Origin of the sequence: Nonomuraea sp. 10N515B, from assembly GCF_052245915.1 — a bacterium.
In the GTDB taxonomy this organism is placed as follows: domain Bacteria; phylum Actinomycetota; class Actinomycetes; order Streptosporangiales; family Streptosporangiaceae; genus Nonomuraea.
Genome location: NZ_JBQQBQ010000022.1, coordinates 15,999 through 31,442, shown reverse-complemented (window position 1 = coordinate 31,442; position 15,444 = coordinate 15,999). Strand labels below are relative to the sequence as shown.

Genomic DNA, 15,444 nt, shown 5'->3' with positions numbered 1-15,444 from the left:
GGGAGACTGATTGCCGTGCGCAGCTCATCATTGATCTCCCTCACACCGTGGTTGCCGGTCGTGCTGGTCCTGCTGGTCGCGCTGGGCGCTCTGGTGGCCTGGGCCGGGCGACTGGGCCATGGCAACGCCGTGGTGACCGCGTGTCTCAGGGCGGCGCTGCAACTCGGCGCGGTGTCGGCGGTGATCGCCTGGGTCGTCGCCTCTTCCCTGGCCGTCGCGGCATTCATTCTGCTGATGTACGGCGTCGCCACGTTCACCGCGGGCAAGCGCGTCGCGGGCGGCAGGCGGCTGTGGTGGGCCGGTGTGCCGATCGCGGCCGGGACCGTGCCGGTGCTGGCCATCCTGCTGGTGACCGGGGCGATCTCCACGGAGGGGATCGTCGTCATCCCCATCGCCGGAATCCTGCTGGGCGGCTGCCTGACGGCCACGACCCTGGCCGGCAGGCGGGCGATGGACGAGCTGGTCCAGCGTAAAGGGGAGGTGGAGGCGGCCCTGGCTCTGGGGTTCTCGCCTCGCGAGGCCGCGCTGGAGATCTGCCGTCCCGCGGCCGCTCAAGCGCTGGTGCCGGCCCTGGACCAGACCAGGACGGTGGGGCTGGTCACCTTGCCCGGGGCGTTCGTGGGCATGCTGATCGGCGGGGCGAGCCCGATCGAGGCGGGGATCGTCCAGCTCGTGGTTCTGGTGGCGCTGCTGGCGGCCGAGGCCACGGCGATCCTGGTGACGGTGGAACTGGCCGCCCGTGGGTGCCTGGCCCGCCGGCCCACCTGACGGCGGCGATGCGGGCATCGCCGCCGTCAGGTGGCGAAAACCTGGGAGTCGTCGGCGAACGCCTTGAACTCCAGGGCGTTGCCCGCCGGGTCGAGCAGGAACATCGTCCACTGCTCCCCCGCCTGGCCGGCGAAGCGCACGTAGGGCTCGATGACGAACGGGACGCCCGCCGTACGCAGCCGCTCGGTGAGCTTGTGGAACTCCTCGATCGTGAGGATCAGGCCGAAGTGGGGCACCGGAACGTCATGGCCGTCGACCGGATTGTGGATGTGCTGCGTCCGGGCCGGCGCCAGGTGTGTGACGACCTGGTGTCCGTACATGTTCCAGTCGATCCAGGTCTCGGCGCTGCGGCCGTTCTGCAGGCCGAGCACCTCGCCGTAGAAGCGGCGCGCGGCCGTCAGGTCGTCGACCGGCATGGCCAGGTGGAAGCGCGGAATCGGGGAGTCCAGAACGCTCATGACGGGTGGGCTGCCTTTCTGGAGCATCGGGATGTCGTAATGTTGACATTACCTCAACGATCGTAGCTTGTTAACATTAAGACAAGGATGGAGGTGGAGATCATGAGTGAACCGGGCAGAGTGGCCCCCGCCCGCCGGCGAGGGCTGGCCGATGAGGTCGCCGACCGCATCCGCGAGGCCATCTTCAGCGGCGTCTACGCCCCGGGCGCCCAGCTGCGCGAGGTGGAGCTGTCGCAGGCGCTGGACGTCAGCCGCGGCCCGGTGCGGGAGGCACTGCTCCGGCTGGAACGCGAGGGCCTGGTTCGCAGCGCATGGCATCGCGGCGCCACGGTGATCACCTTGGCCCCGCAGGACATCGCCGAATTGGACAGCTTGCGCGGCGCCCTGGAGCACCTGGCCGTCCAGCGCGTGGTCGCCCACGCCTCCGACGAGGACCTCGCAGAGATCGGCAAGACGGTCGAGCTGATGAAGCGCGCCGAGGACGCGCACGCGATGGTGCGCTGCGACATCGCCTTCCATGACGCCGTCTACGCCGCCGCCCACCATCAGCGCCTGGACGAGGCCTGGCGGGCGCTGCGTTCCCAGATCCACCTGTTCCTGCTGACCCGGATCGGCCTCAGCTCCGACGGCTACCTGGCCCATATCCCCGACGAGCATCGCCGGCTCGTCGCCGCGCTGCAGGCCCGCGACACCGCGGCGGCCCTGGAGCTGTTCGCCGAACACCGCCGCCACGCTCTGGACGTGCTCATCACGGAAGAGGGGCAGCGTCCATGACGAAGCGGGAGGCCTCGCCGGGGATTTAGGGAAGCGTGACGTACTTGCCGAGGAACGACCGGGCGGTGGCCGTGTCCAGGCGGTAGTCGTAGTTGGTCCCCTTGCAGGCGTCGTCGGCCCCGCTGATCGACGTGGCGATGAGGAGGTGCGAGGTCGGGCCGCCCAGGAAGTTGGGGCCGCCCGAGTCGCCGAAGCACGTGCTGCCGTCGGTCTTGGCGCTCAGCGACAGGTCGAGCCACCTGTGGGAGAGGCCTTCGAAGGAGATGGACGTCTGGTTACGCGTGTCCGTGTAGTGGAAACGCCGTCCGTTGCCCTTCTTGGTCTTGGTGGGGTCCACGGAGCCGTACCCGACCGGGGTGAAGCGCGTGGTCTTCAGGCGCTTGTCGGCCTTGAGCTTGTCGAGCAGGCCGGCGGCCGGCAGCTGGGCGGGCTTGATGCCCGCGATGGGCGCGTCGAAGACGACCACGGCCATGTCGTGGAGGTCGGACTTGTCCTTGTAGCGCGGGTCCGGGACGTAGCGGCCGCTGTAGAGCTTGGCCCCGGGTTCGTAGCGGCTGGCGAAGGAGACGCGGGCGGTCTTCTGCTTGCGTTCACCGCAGTGGGCGGCGGTGAGGAAGACGGTCGGCGAGATGAGCGTGCCCGTGCAGTAGGACCACGTTCCGTCGGGATTGGCCTTGTCGCCGATGAGGGCTCCAACCTCGGGGTGGGAGCCTCCGTCAGCCGTGCCGTTGGTGATGGCCGACGCAGGCGTGGCGACACCGATGGTCACCGCGGCAACAATCACGACAAAAGGGACGAAACGCATTCGAGAAGTGTATGCGTTTGTGGCCGTATGGTGACAAATCGGACAAAAGATCTACCGAAGCGGTCTCACGATTCTCGGCGGGCGGATGCGACCGGAAGGGCGGCGGCACGCAGGAACGCGTCGGTGAACACCGCGCACGTCTCCTCCACCGAGGGCGTCTCCGCTCCCATCGCGGCCTCCAGGGTGGGACGGAGCAGCAGGTGCGCCACCATCGGGCCGAGCATGAGCTGCACGAGGAGTGGGAACGGCAGCGGCCGCAGCCGGCCCGCCTGCACCTGATCCATCAGCAGGGTGCGCAGGGTGGCCGCCAGCCGGGGAAGGGTCGCCTGCAGCATCCGGCTCGCCGGGCCGTCGGGGCGGCCGAACATGTCGGCGAACACGGCAGGCAACACGCGGGGCTCCTGCCCGAACGCGACGATCATCGTGCTGTAGATCTCGCGGACCAGCTTGGCGATGTTGTCGGGGGGATCGGCGGCCAGCGCCTCCAGGTCGGGCACCGGGCCGTAGCGGTCGAAGACGGCGGCCAGCAGGCCGTCGCGGCCTTCGAAGATCGCGTGCAGGCTCGGCAGCGAGCAACCGGCCGCGGCGGCGACGGCGTCGAGGGTGACCGAGCCGAGCCCGCGCTCGGCGATGAGCGCGGCGGCAGCGCCGATGGCCCGTTCGCGCACGGGGCGCCGCCCGCCGGGGTCGATGCCCGCCTGCCGCACGGCCTCGTGCAGTGCCGCTCGCGTGCCGCCCAGCCTGCGCAGCAGCGTGCTGCGCGAGATGCCGGCCGCCGCGGCGATCGCGCCGATGGGCACCTCCGCCACGTCCTGGCCCCGCTCGCGGGCCGCCGCCAGGGCGGCCGCCACCAGGGCGGCCGCCACCAGGTCTTCCATACGGAGCATGCTACCGACACCGTGTTGGACGTTACCTCTATGAAGATTTCAGTTGGCCGTGAAAGGGATGTTGCGCCACGGGCTGCCGGGATCCTGAGCGAGTATCCGGTGCGGGACGAGCGCGGAGTCGTACATGTGGCCGAACGCCTCCTCATCGAAACGCAACACCCGCCCCAGGATGTAGCCCGCCGAATACTCCTCCCACGTCCGATACACCCGCCGGGCCAGCTCGCCGGCCTGGATGACCACGTGCTCGGTCTCGTACGGCTCGGCGAACCGGGCGCTCAGGCCCCACCGCGCGAAGTTCACCGCCCGCCCGAAGTCGTAGCCGAGGGCCGAGGTGACGAAGGCGTCGGGCGCCAGGAGGCCGTCGGCGCGGAAGCGCTCTTCGTACCGCATGATCGTCCCGATCAGCTGCATCACCACGTCGATGCCGGGCCGGCTCACGCCCCGCTGGGTGAGCATGCCGGCCGTCGCCCGCTGCCATGTGGACAGGTCCCGGTGCGAGCCCGGGTACTGGCGGGCGAGATCGTTGCGCACCTGCAGCACGAACTCCGGTTCGGCCGGGCTGTTGCGCCCCTCCAGCAGCGCCGTCACCTGCGTCTGCCAGCCGTGCCGATCCGTGACGCCCCACGACTCGCGCAGGGTTTCCACGTCATCGGCATAGCTGCTGTAGACGTCGCCGATCTCGTTCCAGATCACCCCGTTGTGCACGGCCAGCTGCCCGCCGCAGGCCAGCCCGTGCGCGAGGGGCCCGTGCAGCGGCCCGGTGTATTTCGTGAGCATCTGGTCGGCGTCGTGGCCCTTGTCCTGGACGCTCTTCTTCAGCGACTTCCAGTGCCGGCGGCTGCGTTTGGCGTCGGGAAAGTACGTCCCTGACGGGCTCCCGGGATTGACCAGCATCCCCTGCACCTCCGACCCCCACCATTCCTCGGGCGGGAAGGGCAACGAGACCGGGCAGGCGACGAGGTCGGGCCGCCTCCCGGGCAACTCCCCCCGGGTGTAGACGACCAGGCACTGCTTGCCCTCGGGGCCCTGCTCCGTCTGCCAGTCCACGCCCAGCTTGCGGCTGTCGACCTGCTCCTTCGGCTTGTAGGAGAACGTGTCGGCCCCCAGCAGGACGCGCACGTACGCATCCCAGTCGCCCCGGGACTTGGCCTCGGCCAGCGCCCGCTCGACATCGGTGGGCGGCACCCATGCCGGCCCCTGACCTGCCACGTTCCTCTTCGGCATACCCATGCCGACAAACCCTAGCGAAACCGATCAGGAGCGCTCCGGCTCGTAGTGCAGCGCGGTGATCCCGCACGCGAACGGCCGCGCGGTGACCAGGCGCAGCCGCCGGCGCGCCTCGGGGAACACCGGCATTCCGGCGCCGAGCGCGGTCGGGTTGACGAACAGGTGGAGTTCGTCGATCAGTTCCTTGGCGATCAGCTCTCGCACGAGAGTGCCGCCTCCGTACGTGATGATGTCCCCACCCGGCTGCGATTTGAGCTTGGTGACGATCTCGGTGAGGTCCCCGCCGGCGACGGTGGCGTTCTCCCAGGGCGACTCGGTGAGGCTGTTGGAGATCACGACCTTGGGCGTGTTGTTCATCCAGTCGATCGTCTCCTGAGTCTCGCCCGCCGGGCCGGACGCCCAGGCCGGGATGAAACCCTCGGCGAGGTGGCGGCCCAGCACGATGCAGTCGACCGGTTCGGTCATCGCGTCGATGTAGGCGTTGATGTCGTCGGTCCACGGGAACGTCATCCAGTCCATCTCGCCGTTCGGGCCGGCCATGTAGCCGTCGGCGGAGGTCTGGACCTGGAGCTTGAACGTGCGCATGAGAGGTCTTTCCTTCGAAGTCGCTTGTGGTTCGGTACTGGCTCAACGCTGCCGTCAGGACCTTACGGTCTTCTTCCGATGAGGTTAAGGCGCTGGCCGGGGGCCATGTTCGGCAGGCCGCCGGGTCCCTACACCGCCCTTGCCGCCTGGACTCACCTCGCCCGGGCATGACGCGGCCGGCGAGTGAGGCGGACGGGACGGTCAGCCCGCGGCGGGAGAGGCGATGACGACGGTGACGTCGGCGGGCACCTCGCCAGTGCGGTAGTGGTGCGGGGCGTCTCCGGCGAAGGCCAGCATGTCTCCGGGCTCCAGCCGGCGCAGATCGTCGGCGGGGCCGGCGACGAGGCGGCCGGAGGCGAGCAGGAGATGCTCGGTCGTGCCGGGCGCGTGGGGCACGCCGTCGACGGCGGTGTCCGGTGGCAGGCGCAGCCGCCAGATCTCCAGGCTGTGGCCGCCGCTGATGCGGCGCAGCAGTTCACGCGTGGGACCGTCGCCGGCGGCGGCGGTCGCCGGCAGGTGCACGACGCCCGGGTCGTTCGCCCGGGTCAGCAGGTCGGTGAGCGGGACGGCCAAGGCGACGGCGATGGCGTCCAGGGTGTCGAGGGTGGGGTTGCCCATACCGGCCTCCAGCTGCGACAGCGTCGCCTTGCTCAGGCCGGTGCGGCGGGCCAGCTCGGCCTGGCTCATGCCTCGCTGCCGGCGGCGGCGCTGGATCTGGGCGCCGGCCGCGGCGGCCGCGCTGCTGGCGGGACGGCGGTCCCGGTCGGCGGTGCTCACCGCGCCGGCCTGTGGGAGGCGGTGTAGGAGACGCGTACGCGGCCCTTTTTGAGTTTGACGGCGGAGATCGTCACCTGCGCCAGGTCGGCGAGACTGCGGACGTGCGTGCCGCCGCAGGGGGCGGCGTGCAGATCGCCGAGCCGGACGATCCGGCGGCCGGCGGCGTCGCGCTCGGCGACGACCGGCAGGTCGTCGGCCACGGCCGCGGCCACGAACGCGCGCAGCCGGTCGGCGGCCTTGTCCCGGTCCTCGGCGTCGGCCAGGCGCGTGCCCGTCTCGGACGGGGTGAGCTCGATGCGGGCCTGGCCGGGGAAGTGGTTGCTGCCGGCCAGGGTCCAGCCCTCGGCCCTGCTCGCCGCTTCGACGAGGTGGCCGGCGGTGTGCAGAGCCGCGTGCAGCAGCCGCGCATCGGCGTCGACGCGGGTGTGGACGACGTCGCCGTCGACCGGTCCAGGCTCGCCCCCGGTGAGCACCACCAAGCCGGTGGGGGCATGGCGGACGGGGACGACCTCCCGCTCCCCCACCCAGCCGCGGTCGGCGGGCTGTCCGCCGCCTTGGGGGTGGAAGAGGTTGTCGCGCACCGCGACCCACGCGCCACTGGCCTTGTCCCGCCCGGCCGCGATCACGGTGGTGGTGATCTCAGTGAGGTAGGCGTCGTCGAGGTAGAGGGCATGCTGCAACGCACTATTTTGGTGAACCATGCGTTCATCTTATCAAACGAACTGGTAGGATCGACGCATGCCGACACCCGCGAACCTCTCCTTCCACCGCGCCTCACCGGCCCACACGGAAGAGGTCCTGAGCGTGCTGAACGAGGCGGCGGACTGGCTCAGGCGGCGCGAGGTCACCCAGTGGCCGGACCGTTTCGAGCCCTCCTGGATCGACGAGGCGATCACACGGGGAGAGACGTGGCTGGTCCGCGCCGGCGACACGGCCGTCGGCACGCTCACCCTGGACTGGTCCGACCCCCTGTGGTCGGATGCGGCCGGTTCGGCCGGCTACGTGCACCGGATGGCGGTCCGCCGCCGGGCGGCCGGTCTGGGTGCGGTCATCCTCGATTGGGCGGCCGACACCGTTCGCCGCAACCGGCGGGAGATGCTGCGGCTGGACTGCGTGGCCTCCAACAGCAGGCTGCGGGCTTACTACGAGGCACGCGGCTTCGTCCACCGCGGCGACGTGCCCGTGGGCGGCGCTCCCGGCCAGCGCCGCGACGACGGCCCCCGCACCTGGGTCAGCCGCTACGAACTCCCGCTTCCCGTCTGACGCCCGCCCCGTCGTCTAACCGACCGGGTCTAACCGACCGGCGGCCGCGTACGTCCCGGTCGGCGCCGCACGAATCGGCCCTGCTCGCGCCCGTCAGCGGGTGAGCAGGGCACGCAGCGCCTTGACGACGTCGGCGGGCGCCTCCTCCGCCATGAAATGTCCGCAGGTGACGGTCTCGTGCCGCAGGTCGGGCGCCCAGGCACGCCACAGCGCCGCCGCGTCGTAGCCGAGCGCCGCCCCCCAGTCCTGCTGCAGCACGGTGACCGGCATCCGCAGCCGGTGGCCCGCCTCCCGGTCGGCCCGGTCGTGTTCGGCGTCGATCCCGGCGGAGGCACGGCAGTCGGCGACGATCGAGGGGATCGCCTGGCGGCAGGCCCGCAGGTACGCGGCGCGCACGCCGTCCGGGATCGCCCGCGGGTCGCCGGCCCACAGGTCGAGGAAGTGGCCGAAGAACGTGTCCGCACTGGCGGCGATCATCTCCTCGGGCAGGCCCGGAGGCTGGGCCATCGGGTACAGGTGAAAGCCGACGGCCGCGCCCGCGCCGCGCATCACCTGCCACATGTCCAGGGTCGGCAGCACGTCCAGGCAGGCCAGGTGGGTGATCGCCGCCGGGTGGTCGAGTCCGGCGCGGAAGGCGACCAGGGCGCCCCGGTCGTGCCCGGCCAGTGCGAACCGCTCATGGCCCAGCGCACGGGCCAGCGCCACGACGTCGGCGGCCATGGTGCGCTTGGCGTAAGTGGCGGTGCCGTTCTCGGCGGGTTTGTCGCTGGCGCCGTACCCGCGCAGGTCGGGACAGATGACGGTGTGGTCGGCGGCCAGGTCGGCGGCGACGTGCCGCCACATCAGGTGCGTCTGGGGGAAGCCGTGCAGCAGCACGATGGGGCTGCCCTTACCCGCGACGGCCACGTTGAGTGACACGTCTTCGGCGACGGGGACGCGCCGGTAGTCGAAGCCGGCGATGGCGCCGCTGCTGGTGTCGCTGCTGGGGGTCGTCATGATGGTGGGCTCCTTTGCCGAAGGTGACCCGTTCAGCGTGCCGGGCGCGAATGAGCATCCGATCAGCGCGCTACCGTGGCTGGCTGAGGAGGGTGGTCGAACGGTGCGGTTCGGGGTGCTGGGGCCGGTGACGGCCTGGGACGAGGCCGGTGGCGTGGTCGACGTCAAAGGGCCGCGGCACCGCGCGGTGCTGGCCCGTCTCATCGTCGCCCGCCGCCGCGTCGTACCGGTGACGCGCCTGGCCGGGGACCTGTGGCAGGACGAGCCGCCGCCGGGTGCGGTGGCGGCGTTGCGCACGTTCGTGGCGGCGCTGCGCCGCGCGCTGGAGCCGGAGCGGCCGCCGCGCGCCGCGCCGCGGTTGCTGGTGACCGAAGGTCCGGGGTACGCGCTGCGCGCCGCCCCGGACGCGGTGGACGCCTGGCGGTTCGAGCAGGCGGTCACCGCCGCCGCGGCGCTGCCGCCGCGGCCGGCTCTCGAGCGGCTGGAGGAGGCTCTGGGCTGGTGGCGCGGGCCTTCGTACGCCGAGTTCGCCGGCCAGGACTGGGCGCGGGCGGAGCGTTCGCGCCTGGCCGAGCTGCGCCTGCACGCGATTGAGCGGCGGGCCGAGGCGCTGCTGGTTCTGGGGCTGGCCGGCGAGGCGGTGCCGGACCTGGACGCACACGTGGCCGAGAATCCCTGGCGGGAGGACGGCTGGCGGCTGCTGGCCCTGGCGCTGTACCGTACCGGCCGGCAAGGCGACGCGCTGGCGGTGCTGCGCCGGGCGCGCGGCCTGCTGGCTGAGCAGCTGGGGGTGGATCCGGGGCCGCGGCTGCGCGGGCTGGAGGCCGACATCCTGCGTCATGCCCCGCATCTTGACCCACTGCCGGGTACGGCGGGCTCGGTGTGGGCGCAGGCGGCGGCCGCCTACGACCGCAGTGTGCCGGCGGGCGCCAGGGCGCGGCTGGAGTCGACGGTGACGTTGATGCGCGATCTGGCCGTGACCGGCGGTGCGGGCCTGGAGGCGGCACGCCGGCACCGGGTGGCGGCGATCGCGGCGGCCGAGGAGCTGGGCGAGGCGGAGCTGGCGGCGCGGGTGATCGGCTCCTACGACGTGCCGGCGGTCTGGACCCGTTCGGATGACGCGCAGCAGGCGGCGCAGGTCGTGGCGGCGGCTGAACGCGCCCTGGCCGCACTCCCGCCGGGCACGCCGGACGCGGTACGGGCACGGCTGCTGGCCACGATCGCGCTGGAGTCGCGCGGCACGCATGCCGCGCGTGGGGGTGCGGCGGCCCGGCAGGCGGAGGAGATCGCGCGCCGGCTGGACGATCCCGCGTTGCTGGCCTTCGCGCTCAACGGCGTGTTCATGCAGAGCTTCTCGCGTGCGGGGCTGGCCGGTCGCCGGGACGAGGTCGGCGCGGAGCTGGTGGCGTTGTCGGCCCGGCACGGGCTGGTCACCTTCGAGGTGCTCGGGCATCTCATCCGCTTGCAGGCACGGTGCGCGCGGGCCGACTTCGCGGTCGCCGAGGAGCATGCCGCCGCCGCGGAACGGCTGGCCGAGCGGCATGAGCTGCCGCTGGTGAGCGTGTTCACCGCCTGGTACCGGGCACTTCGCCTCGACGTGACCGGGTCGGCGCCGGCGGTTGAGGAGGTGGAGGCGGCCTACCGCCGGGCGGCCGCGCGGCTGGACGGCGCCGGCATGCCGGGACTGGAGCGCGGGTTGCTGCCGCTGGCGTCGCTCTGCGCGCGCGTGCGCCGCGGCCTGCCGCCCGGGACCGGCGAGGCGGACTGGGGACCGTACGAGCCGTGGGTCCGCCCCCTGCTGCTGGCCGCCGACCGCCGCGACGAGGCCGCGGCGGCACTGGCGGCCCTGCCGGAACCGCCGGGAGACCTGCTGATGGAGGCGATGTGGTGCCTGGTGGCGCGGGCTGCGGTGGCCGTCGGCGACCGGGAGGCGATGCGCCGCGCCCGCACCGCGCTGGCCCCGGCGGCCGGGGAGCTGGCGGGCGCGGGCAGCGGCCTGCTCACGCTGGGCCCGGTCTCCGACCACCTCGCCGCCCTCGCCGCCGCGCTCCGCGACACCTCCACGTAGCCGCCGTCCTGCGTCACCGGGGCACGACACGAGCGAGGGCTGTATGCGGCGCACCGGCGGCCGCGATGCCGAACGGTCTCCACCTGCTACGGTCGCGGCCTCCGTGGCCGCTCGGAGTTGCCGTCGAGGGGGAGGCGTCGAAGCCTTTCGTCTCCGGCGACGCGGTCGCGCAGCCCGTCAACGGCGGGCTCAACGCCGTCGTCGGCTCGCGGGAAGCTCGCAAGGAGTCACTGCCCGGCGCGACCGTGACTCCGGGTGGATAGCGGCCACCCACGCGCACCGGTGACCTCTAGTCTCCCAGGCGGGGAGGCGCGGGCCGGGTCCGTTGTTGACCTTCCCCTTGGGTGAAGCAGCAGTTTCCTCGGCACCGGCCGCGGTGGCCTGCAGGAGGAGGAGTGGTGCGGCTGCTGACGATCGGGGCGTTCGCCCGGGCCGCCCGGCTGTCGCCGAAGGCGCTGCGGCTGTATGACGAGCTTGGGTTGCTGCGGCCGGCGGCGGTGGACGGCGGGTCCGGATATCGGTTCTACCGAGGTGCGGGTCAGTGCTCCCGCCTTTAGGCGGAGGGAAAAGACCGGCGGGGGAAGGCCCTCAGGGCCTGGGGCGTGCCCAAACCCGCACTCTTTGCGGCCGAGCGTCACCACGCCCGCCGGCCTCGTTGTTGAGGTGGGTTGTGGGACTGGAGGTAGGTGCGGACTGTGTCCGGGTTCGCACCGCCGGTTGAGCCTGCGTAATAGGAGCGGGACCAGAGGTGGCCGTCCTGCGGGTATGTGCGGAGGTGGTCGCTTGGCGCAGTTCAGCGACGCTGCGCAAGCCGGTCAGCTCGGTCACCAGCGGTTCGTCGTAGGGCTCGTAGTCGCGGACTCGGTCTGCCCAACGCAGGTGGAGGTCCAGGTACTCCTCGTGCTGGCCTGTCATCGGATGGCCAGGCGGAAGCGGTCGCCGAGGCTGGTGAGGCGTTCGACGGGTTCGTTGGCGAACACCATCCGCAGGTAATGCCTTCCGCTGGGGCCCCAGCCGTCCATGGGGGTGGCTGCGATCTTCGCCCGGTCGAACAGGCGTTGGGATAGTTCGACAGCGGTGAGCTCCAGGGGTCTGGTGTCGATGAGGAGCGACCAGCCGCCGTGCGGTCGGATGACCGGGTAGGCGGCGAGCTGGTGCAGGACCGTCTCGCAGCGCCGTTGCCATTCGGCGGTGGCGGCGGCGACGTCGGCATCGGCGTCGGGGGCGTCCAGTGCGGCGGCCACGGCGTCTTGGGCCAGGCCGACCTGGCAGACGACGTTGGTCAAGCCGACGAGGCGGACGTCGGCGATGATGGGGGCAGGGCCGACGACCCAGCCGACGCGCCAGCCGATGAGCCGCAGCTCCTTGGAGGCCGAACCGACGGTGATGGTGCGCCGTACCAGACCCTCGTGGGTCGCCGGGTGGCTGGGTGGGCGGCCGTCGAAGCGGATGCGTTCCATGGCCGCGTCGTAGATCAGCCAAGCGTTGTGGCGTTCGCAGGCGTCGGCGAGGGCGGACCAGTGGCGGTCGTCCAGGACGAGGCCGGTCGGCATCGCCGGCCCCATCATCAGGACCGCCGCCGTATTGGGCCCGACCGCGTCGGCGAGTCGTTCGGCGTCGACGGTCCAGCCGTCCGCGGTGGGCTGTGCGGGGACGAAGCGGGGGGTGCCGCCGGCGAGCCGGACCCGGTTGACCAGGCCGGCGTAGATGGGGTCGCAGAGCACGACCTCCTGCCCGGGTTCCACGGTTGCGAGCAGCGTGTTGAGGATGCCGTTGAGCCCGCCGGCCACGCTGACGCATTCGGTGTCGCCGTCGTAGCGGCGCCCTGAGATGCGCCCGACATGCGCCGCAGCGGCCTCGCGTAGGGAGCGACGCCCCTGGAACGGCAGATAGCTGTTGGCCGCGTCGTCGTCGATGGCGGTATGCGTGGCGGCGATGGCAACGGCTGGCGGCCGCAGGTCGGTGTCGAGATTCTCCAGTCGCAAGAACTCTGGGTCGCTCACCGCATCGGCCGCGTCGCCAATCGTGTCCACGCCGATGCCTGGGATGTCGCGCAGCCGCGTCACCGTCATGCCGCCTCCAAGATCGAACCATTTTGCTGGTATGGTCATATCACTATGCTGATACGCATGGATCTTACGCAAGTGGTAGGGCAGAACGTGCACCGGCTGCGCACGGCGGCCGGGATATCGCTGGCCGACCTGGCGTCCGCCAGCGGCATCAGCAAGACCACGCTGCATGGCATCGAACAGGGCCAGGGCAACCCGACCCTGAGCACCCTGTGGGCTTTGGCCACCGCGCTGAAGGCGTCCCTCGGTGAGCTGCTCGAGACGCCCGCCCCGATGGTCGAGGTGGTACGCGTCAGCGATAGGCGGCCGCAGGTCGAAGGCGACGCGGTCGGCGCGCGTCTCCTCCACCGCATCAGGTTGCGCGGCACCGTGGAGGTCTACGACATCGCCATTGCCCAGAGCACCCAGCACTCCGACGCTCACCTGGCCGGCGTCGAGGAATGCCTCGTGCTCACCCACGGACGTGTCACCACCGGCCCGGCCGATTCCCCCACCGACCTCGCCGAAGGCGATTCCATCCGGTTCAATGCCGCTCGCCCGCACCTGTACCGAGGTCAGGCCGCGCACAACCGCGCTGTCCTCCTCATGGTGCACCCGGAGAGCTGACCGGAGCATCGGCAGGACGAAAGGTCACCAGAAGAGTCATTCATTTCCGCCGACCCACCGGCGCAAGATGAGGGGTACCGACATGCCTGAACCGACGCGCGCCAGAACCTTCCCCGACGCCGATCTCACCGACCAGGTGGCGCTGGTCACCGGCGGGTCCTCCGGACTGGGCAAGGCCATCGCCGTCGCGCTGTCCCACGCGGGCTGCACCGTGGTGGTCTGTGGCCGACGCCGACAGGCCTGCGAGCAGACCGCGGCAGAGATCACGGCCGCCACCGGCCGGCACGCCGCTGGCGTGGTCTGTGACGTCACCGACGAAGGCGGCGTTCGCGACCTCATCGACACGGTCGTCGCCCGCCATGGTCGCCTCGACGTCCTGGTCGCCAGCGCGGGCGTCCAGGCCCGCGGCGCCATCGAAGACCTCGACGTGACCACCCTGCGGCGCTGCCTGGAGGTCAACGTCGTCGGTATGTTCCTGACCTGCCAAGCAGCCGTACCGGTGATGCGCGCCGCCGGATACGGGCGCATCATCACCCTCGCCAGTGCCCTCGGTCTCGTCGGCGCCGCCGGCCGCACCGGCTACGCCGCGAGCAAGGGGGCCGTCGTCCAGTTCACACGCAGTCTCGCGGTCGAGCTGGCAGGCACGGGCATTTGCGTCAATGCCCTGGCCCCGGGCCCGTTCCGCACCCCGCTCAACGTGCGGGTCGATGACGACCCGCACGTGCGCGAGTTCCTCGAGCACCAAGTGCCCGCCGGCCGCTGGGCCGACCCGGCCGAACTCACCGGGGCGGCCCTCCTGCTGGCCAGTCCCGCCGCCTCCTACATCACCGGTGCCATCGTGCCGGTCGACGGCGGCTGGACCGCTCACTGACCGTGGAGCTCTATGTGGCAGCGATCGCATGGGCAGTGCCCGAGCTGCGCACCTACACCCCTCGAGCACCACGCCCTCTGAAGGAGACGATGGTGGTGACATCCCCTCGGTGGCCAGGACGCGGTGGACACCGGCCGCCAACAGATGCTTGCCCGTGTTCTCACCGGTGGGATGACCGTCCCCATGTGTTTGTCCGCCCTTGCGGCACCGCACTACCGTGCCGGTGTGCATCTCTTCTCACGCTCGTGGACGGCGTTGCGCACGGCGGTCGCCGAGCTCCCGGACGAGGACTTCGCGCAGCCGTCCGGCTGTGCCGGCTGGCTCGTGCGGGACCTGGTGTGCCATCTGGTCATCGACGCTCAGGACGTCCTGATCACCCTGGTGACCCCCGCCGCAACGGAACCGACCCGCGACGCGGTGACCTACTGGCACGTCGCCGAAACGCCGCCGACCGGGGACGACCCGCTGGACGCGCTGATCGTCCGGCTGGCCGCCGCGTATGAGGAGCCTCGGCTGCTCAAGTTCCACCTCGACGACGTCGGCTCCGCCGCCGGCCGCGCCGCCGAACTCGCCGACCCGGGCCTGCGGGTCGCCACCCGCGATGAGGTCCTCACCGCGGGCGACTATCTCTCCGCGTACGTCCTGGAGTGGACGCTGCACCACCTCGACCTGGTCGCGCACCTGCCGGAGGTGGCGGGACCGCCCGCGGAGGGGCTCGCGCGGTCCCGCGAGATGCTGGAGAAGATCGCCGGGGCCGCGTTCCCCGCGTCGTTCTCCGACAAGGACGCGCTGCTGGTCGGCACCGGACGGCGTGCCGCGAGCGACGCGGAGAAGGCCGCACTGGGCGAGCTGGCCGCGAAACTCCCGCTCGTCCTCGGATGACCGTCTGCCCGAACGGGATCTTCGGGCCTGGCCCCTCTTGCGAACCTGCCGCGCCCGCAGCCATGCTCGATTCCAGGACGAGCCGATCTCGGGAGGCGCGCGGTGCTCGTCGGTTGCGCCGGTCCAGATCCTCAATGTCGAGGCCGAGTACCTCGCTGGCGCGAGCGGCCGTCTCGTAGAGCATCGTCCATAGCGTCTTCTCTCGGAGCGGCACCTCCAGGTCGAGCAATACTTCGATGTCGGCGACCGTCAGTGCATGAGTTCGATCATGGGCGCGCCCCCGCCGCTGTAGCCGCCGGGTCGGATCGGTCGTCAGCCATCCCTGGTCCATCCAGAAGGTCACCGCGGAACGGAGCGCGTCCAGGTGCCGGTTGAAGGTAGCGGCAGCCCGGCCGCTCCACTGGTGGG

The 15,444-nt window shown here is 71.5% G+C and carries 17 protein-coding genes and 1 pseudogene; 8 read left to right on the top strand and 10 right to left on the bottom strand.

The window, feature by feature from the left end; genetic code table 11:
• Positions 1-15 precede the first annotated feature (15 nt).
• Complete coding sequence (locus ACTWQA_RS29570) at positions 16-768, top strand: ABC transporter permease (RefSeq protein WP_443162324.1); 753 nt, start codon at positions 16-18, stop codon at positions 766-768.
• A 26-nt stretch (positions 769-794) separates the two neighbouring features.
• Here the strand turns inward: ACTWQA_RS29570 and ACTWQA_RS29565 are convergent, their stop codons facing one another.
• Positions 795-1,226 carry a VOC family protein gene (locus tag ACTWQA_RS29565; RefSeq protein ID WP_443162323.1) on the bottom strand — a complete coding sequence of 144 codons (432 nt, stop codon included), beginning with the start codon at positions 1,224-1,226 and terminating at the stop codon, positions 795-797.
• 102 nt (positions 1,227-1,328) lie between these two features.
• Here ACTWQA_RS29565 and ACTWQA_RS29560 point away from each other — a divergent pair, with 102 nt between their 5' ends.
• Positions 1,329-2,000 (top strand): GntR family transcriptional regulator, encoded by a 672-nt coding sequence (locus ACTWQA_RS29560; protein ID WP_443162322.1) that lies wholly within the window; start codon positions 1,329-1,331, stop codon positions 1,998-2,000.
• 25 nt (positions 2,001-2,025) lie between these two features.
• Here ACTWQA_RS29560 and ACTWQA_RS29555 read toward each other — a convergent pair whose 3' ends face one another.
• From ACTWQA_RS29555 to ACTWQA_RS29530, 6 genes are all read right to left on the bottom strand, one after another.
• Positions 2,026-2,805 carry a trypsin-like serine protease gene (locus ACTWQA_RS29555; protein ID WP_443162321.1) on the bottom strand — a complete coding sequence of 260 codons (780 nt, stop codon included), beginning with the start codon at positions 2,803-2,805 and terminating at the stop codon, positions 2,026-2,028.
• 65 nt (positions 2,806-2,870) lie between these two features.
• Positions 2,871-3,683, bottom strand: coding sequence for a TetR/AcrR family transcriptional regulator (locus tag ACTWQA_RS29550; protein ID WP_443162320.1), 813 nt, complete (start codon positions 3,681-3,683; stop codon positions 2,871-2,873).
• Between the two features lie 48 nt (positions 3,684-3,731).
• A complete protein-coding gene (locus ACTWQA_RS29545) occupies positions 3,732-4,922 on the bottom strand; it encodes a DUF1266 domain-containing protein (RefSeq protein ID WP_443162319.1) in 1,191 nt (396 codons plus the stop codon).
• Between the two features lie 24 nt (positions 4,923-4,946).
• Entirely contained in the window at positions 4,947-5,504 is a 558-nt protein-coding gene (locus tag ACTWQA_RS29540) for a dihydrofolate reductase family protein (protein ID WP_443162318.1), read from the bottom strand.
• Positions 5,505-5,705: 201 nt separating this feature from the next.
• The gene (locus ACTWQA_RS29535) at positions 5,706-6,281 is read right to left on the bottom strand and encodes a helix-turn-helix domain-containing protein (RefSeq protein WP_327581462.1); all 576 of its coding nucleotides are present in this window, start codon (positions 6,279-6,281) and stop codon (positions 5,706-5,708) included.
• Complete coding sequence (locus ACTWQA_RS29530; protein WP_443162317.1) at positions 6,278-6,961, bottom strand: hypothetical protein; 684 nt, start codon at positions 6,959-6,961, stop codon at positions 6,278-6,280. The genes ACTWQA_RS29535 and ACTWQA_RS29530 overlap by 4 nt, the downstream gene beginning before the upstream one ends.
• Before the next feature lie 58 nt (positions 6,962-7,019).
• On the opposite strand from ACTWQA_RS29530, the gene ACTWQA_RS29525 reads away from it, so the two are divergent.
• Positions 7,020-7,544: a GNAT family N-acetyltransferase gene (locus ACTWQA_RS29525; protein WP_443162316.1), complete on the top strand. Its 525-nt coding sequence runs from the start codon at positions 7,020-7,022 to the stop codon at positions 7,542-7,544.
• A gap of 93 nt (positions 7,545-7,637) precedes the next feature.
• On the opposite strand, the gene ACTWQA_RS29520 is transcribed toward ACTWQA_RS29525, so the two are convergent.
• The gene (locus ACTWQA_RS29520; RefSeq protein WP_443162315.1) at positions 7,638-8,540 is read right to left on the bottom strand and encodes an alpha/beta fold hydrolase; all 903 of its coding nucleotides are present in this window, start codon (positions 8,538-8,540) and stop codon (positions 7,638-7,640) included.
• Here ACTWQA_RS29520 and ACTWQA_RS29515 point away from each other — a divergent pair.
• Complete coding sequence (locus ACTWQA_RS29515) at positions 8,503-10,608, top strand: AfsR/SARP family transcriptional regulator (RefSeq protein ID WP_443162314.1); 2,106 nt, start codon at positions 8,503-8,505, stop codon at positions 10,606-10,608. The two genes, ACTWQA_RS29520 and ACTWQA_RS29515, sit on opposite strands and share 38 nt — an antisense overlap.
• A 398-nt stretch (positions 10,609-11,006) precedes the next feature.
• Positions 11,007-11,165, top strand: coding sequence for a MerR family DNA-binding transcriptional regulator (locus tag ACTWQA_RS29510; protein ID WP_443162313.1), 159 nt, complete (start codon positions 11,007-11,009; stop codon positions 11,163-11,165).
• A 77-nt stretch (positions 11,166-11,242) separates the two neighbouring features.
• Here ACTWQA_RS29510 and ACTWQA_RS29505 read toward each other — a convergent pair.
• Together ACTWQA_RS29505 and ACTWQA_RS29500 are read right to left on the bottom strand one after the other, a co-directional pair.
• Positions 11,243-11,371, bottom strand: a pseudogene (locus ACTWQA_RS29505) (transposase); the annotation flags it as partial.
• Positions 11,372-11,519: 148 nt separating this feature from the next.
• On the bottom strand, positions 11,520-12,719 hold the full coding sequence (locus tag ACTWQA_RS29500) for a pyridoxal phosphate-dependent aminotransferase (protein WP_443162312.1): 1,200 nt from the start codon (positions 12,717-12,719) through the stop codon (positions 11,520-11,522).
• Between the two features lie 18 nt (positions 12,720-12,737).
• On the opposite strand from ACTWQA_RS29500, the gene ACTWQA_RS29495 reads away from it, so the two are divergent.
• The 3 genes from ACTWQA_RS29495 (at position 12,738) to ACTWQA_RS29485 (ending at position 15,036) form a co-directional block, all read left to right on the top strand.
• Positions 12,738-13,283, top strand: a complete 546-nt coding sequence (locus tag ACTWQA_RS29495) for a helix-turn-helix domain-containing protein (protein ID WP_443162311.1) — start codon at positions 12,738-12,740, stop codon at positions 13,281-13,283.
• An 82-nt stretch (positions 13,284-13,365) separates the two neighbouring features.
• Positions 13,366-14,154 (top strand): SDR family NAD(P)-dependent oxidoreductase, encoded by a 789-nt coding sequence (locus ACTWQA_RS29490; protein WP_443162310.1) that lies wholly within the window; start codon positions 13,366-13,368, stop codon positions 14,152-14,154.
• A gap of 225 nt (positions 14,155-14,379) precedes the next feature.
• Positions 14,380-15,036 carry a maleylpyruvate isomerase N-terminal domain-containing protein gene (locus ACTWQA_RS29485; RefSeq protein ID WP_443162309.1) on the top strand — a complete coding sequence of 219 codons (657 nt, stop codon included), beginning with the start codon at positions 14,380-14,382 and terminating at the stop codon, positions 15,034-15,036.
• Positions 15,037-15,444 lie beyond the last annotated feature (408 nt).

Bases quoted from the DNA above. Each gene is read 5' to 3' on its own strand.
- ACTWQA_RS29565 (WP_443162323.1), bottom strand. From the start codon at position 1,226: ATGAGCGTTCTGGACTCCCCGATTCCGCGCTTCCACCTGGCCATGCCG.
- ACTWQA_RS29560 (WP_443162322.1), top strand. From the start codon at position 1,329: ATGAGTGAACCGGGCAGAGTGGCCCCCGCCCGCCGGCGAGGGCTGGCC.
- ACTWQA_RS29555 (WP_443162321.1), bottom strand. From the start codon at position 2,805: ATGCGTTTCGTCCCTTTTGTCGTGATTGTTGCCGCGGTGACCATCGGT.
- ACTWQA_RS29550 (WP_443162320.1), bottom strand. From the start codon at position 3,683: ATGGAAGACCTGGTGGCGGCCGCCCTGGTGGCGGCCGCCCTGGCGGCG.
- ACTWQA_RS29545 (WP_443162319.1), bottom strand. From the start codon at position 4,922: ATGGGTATGCCGAAGAGGAACGTGGCAGGTCAGGGGCCGGCATGGGTG.
- ACTWQA_RS29540 (WP_443162318.1), bottom strand. From the start codon at position 5,504: ATGCGCACGTTCAAGCTCCAGGTCCAGACCTCCGCCGACGGCTACATG.
- ACTWQA_RS29525 (WP_443162316.1), top strand. From the start codon at position 7,020: ATGCCGACACCCGCGAACCTCTCCTTCCACCGCGCCTCACCGGCCCAC.
- ACTWQA_RS29515 (WP_443162314.1), top strand. From the start codon at position 8,503: ATGGCGCCGCTGCTGGTGTCGCTGCTGGGGGTCGTCATGATGGTGGGC.
- ACTWQA_RS29520 (WP_443162315.1), bottom strand. From the start codon at position 8,540: ATGACGACCCCCAGCAGCGACACCAGCAGCGGCGCCATCGCCGGCTTC.
- ACTWQA_RS29500 (WP_443162312.1), bottom strand. From the start codon at position 12,719: ATGACCATACCAGCAAAATGGTTCGATCTTGGAGGCGGCATGACGGTG.
- ACTWQA_RS29495 (WP_443162311.1), top strand. From the start codon at position 12,738: ATGGATCTTACGCAAGTGGTAGGGCAGAACGTGCACCGGCTGCGCACG.
- ACTWQA_RS29490 (WP_443162310.1), top strand. From the start codon at position 13,366: ATGCCTGAACCGACGCGCGCCAGAACCTTCCCCGACGCCGATCTCACC.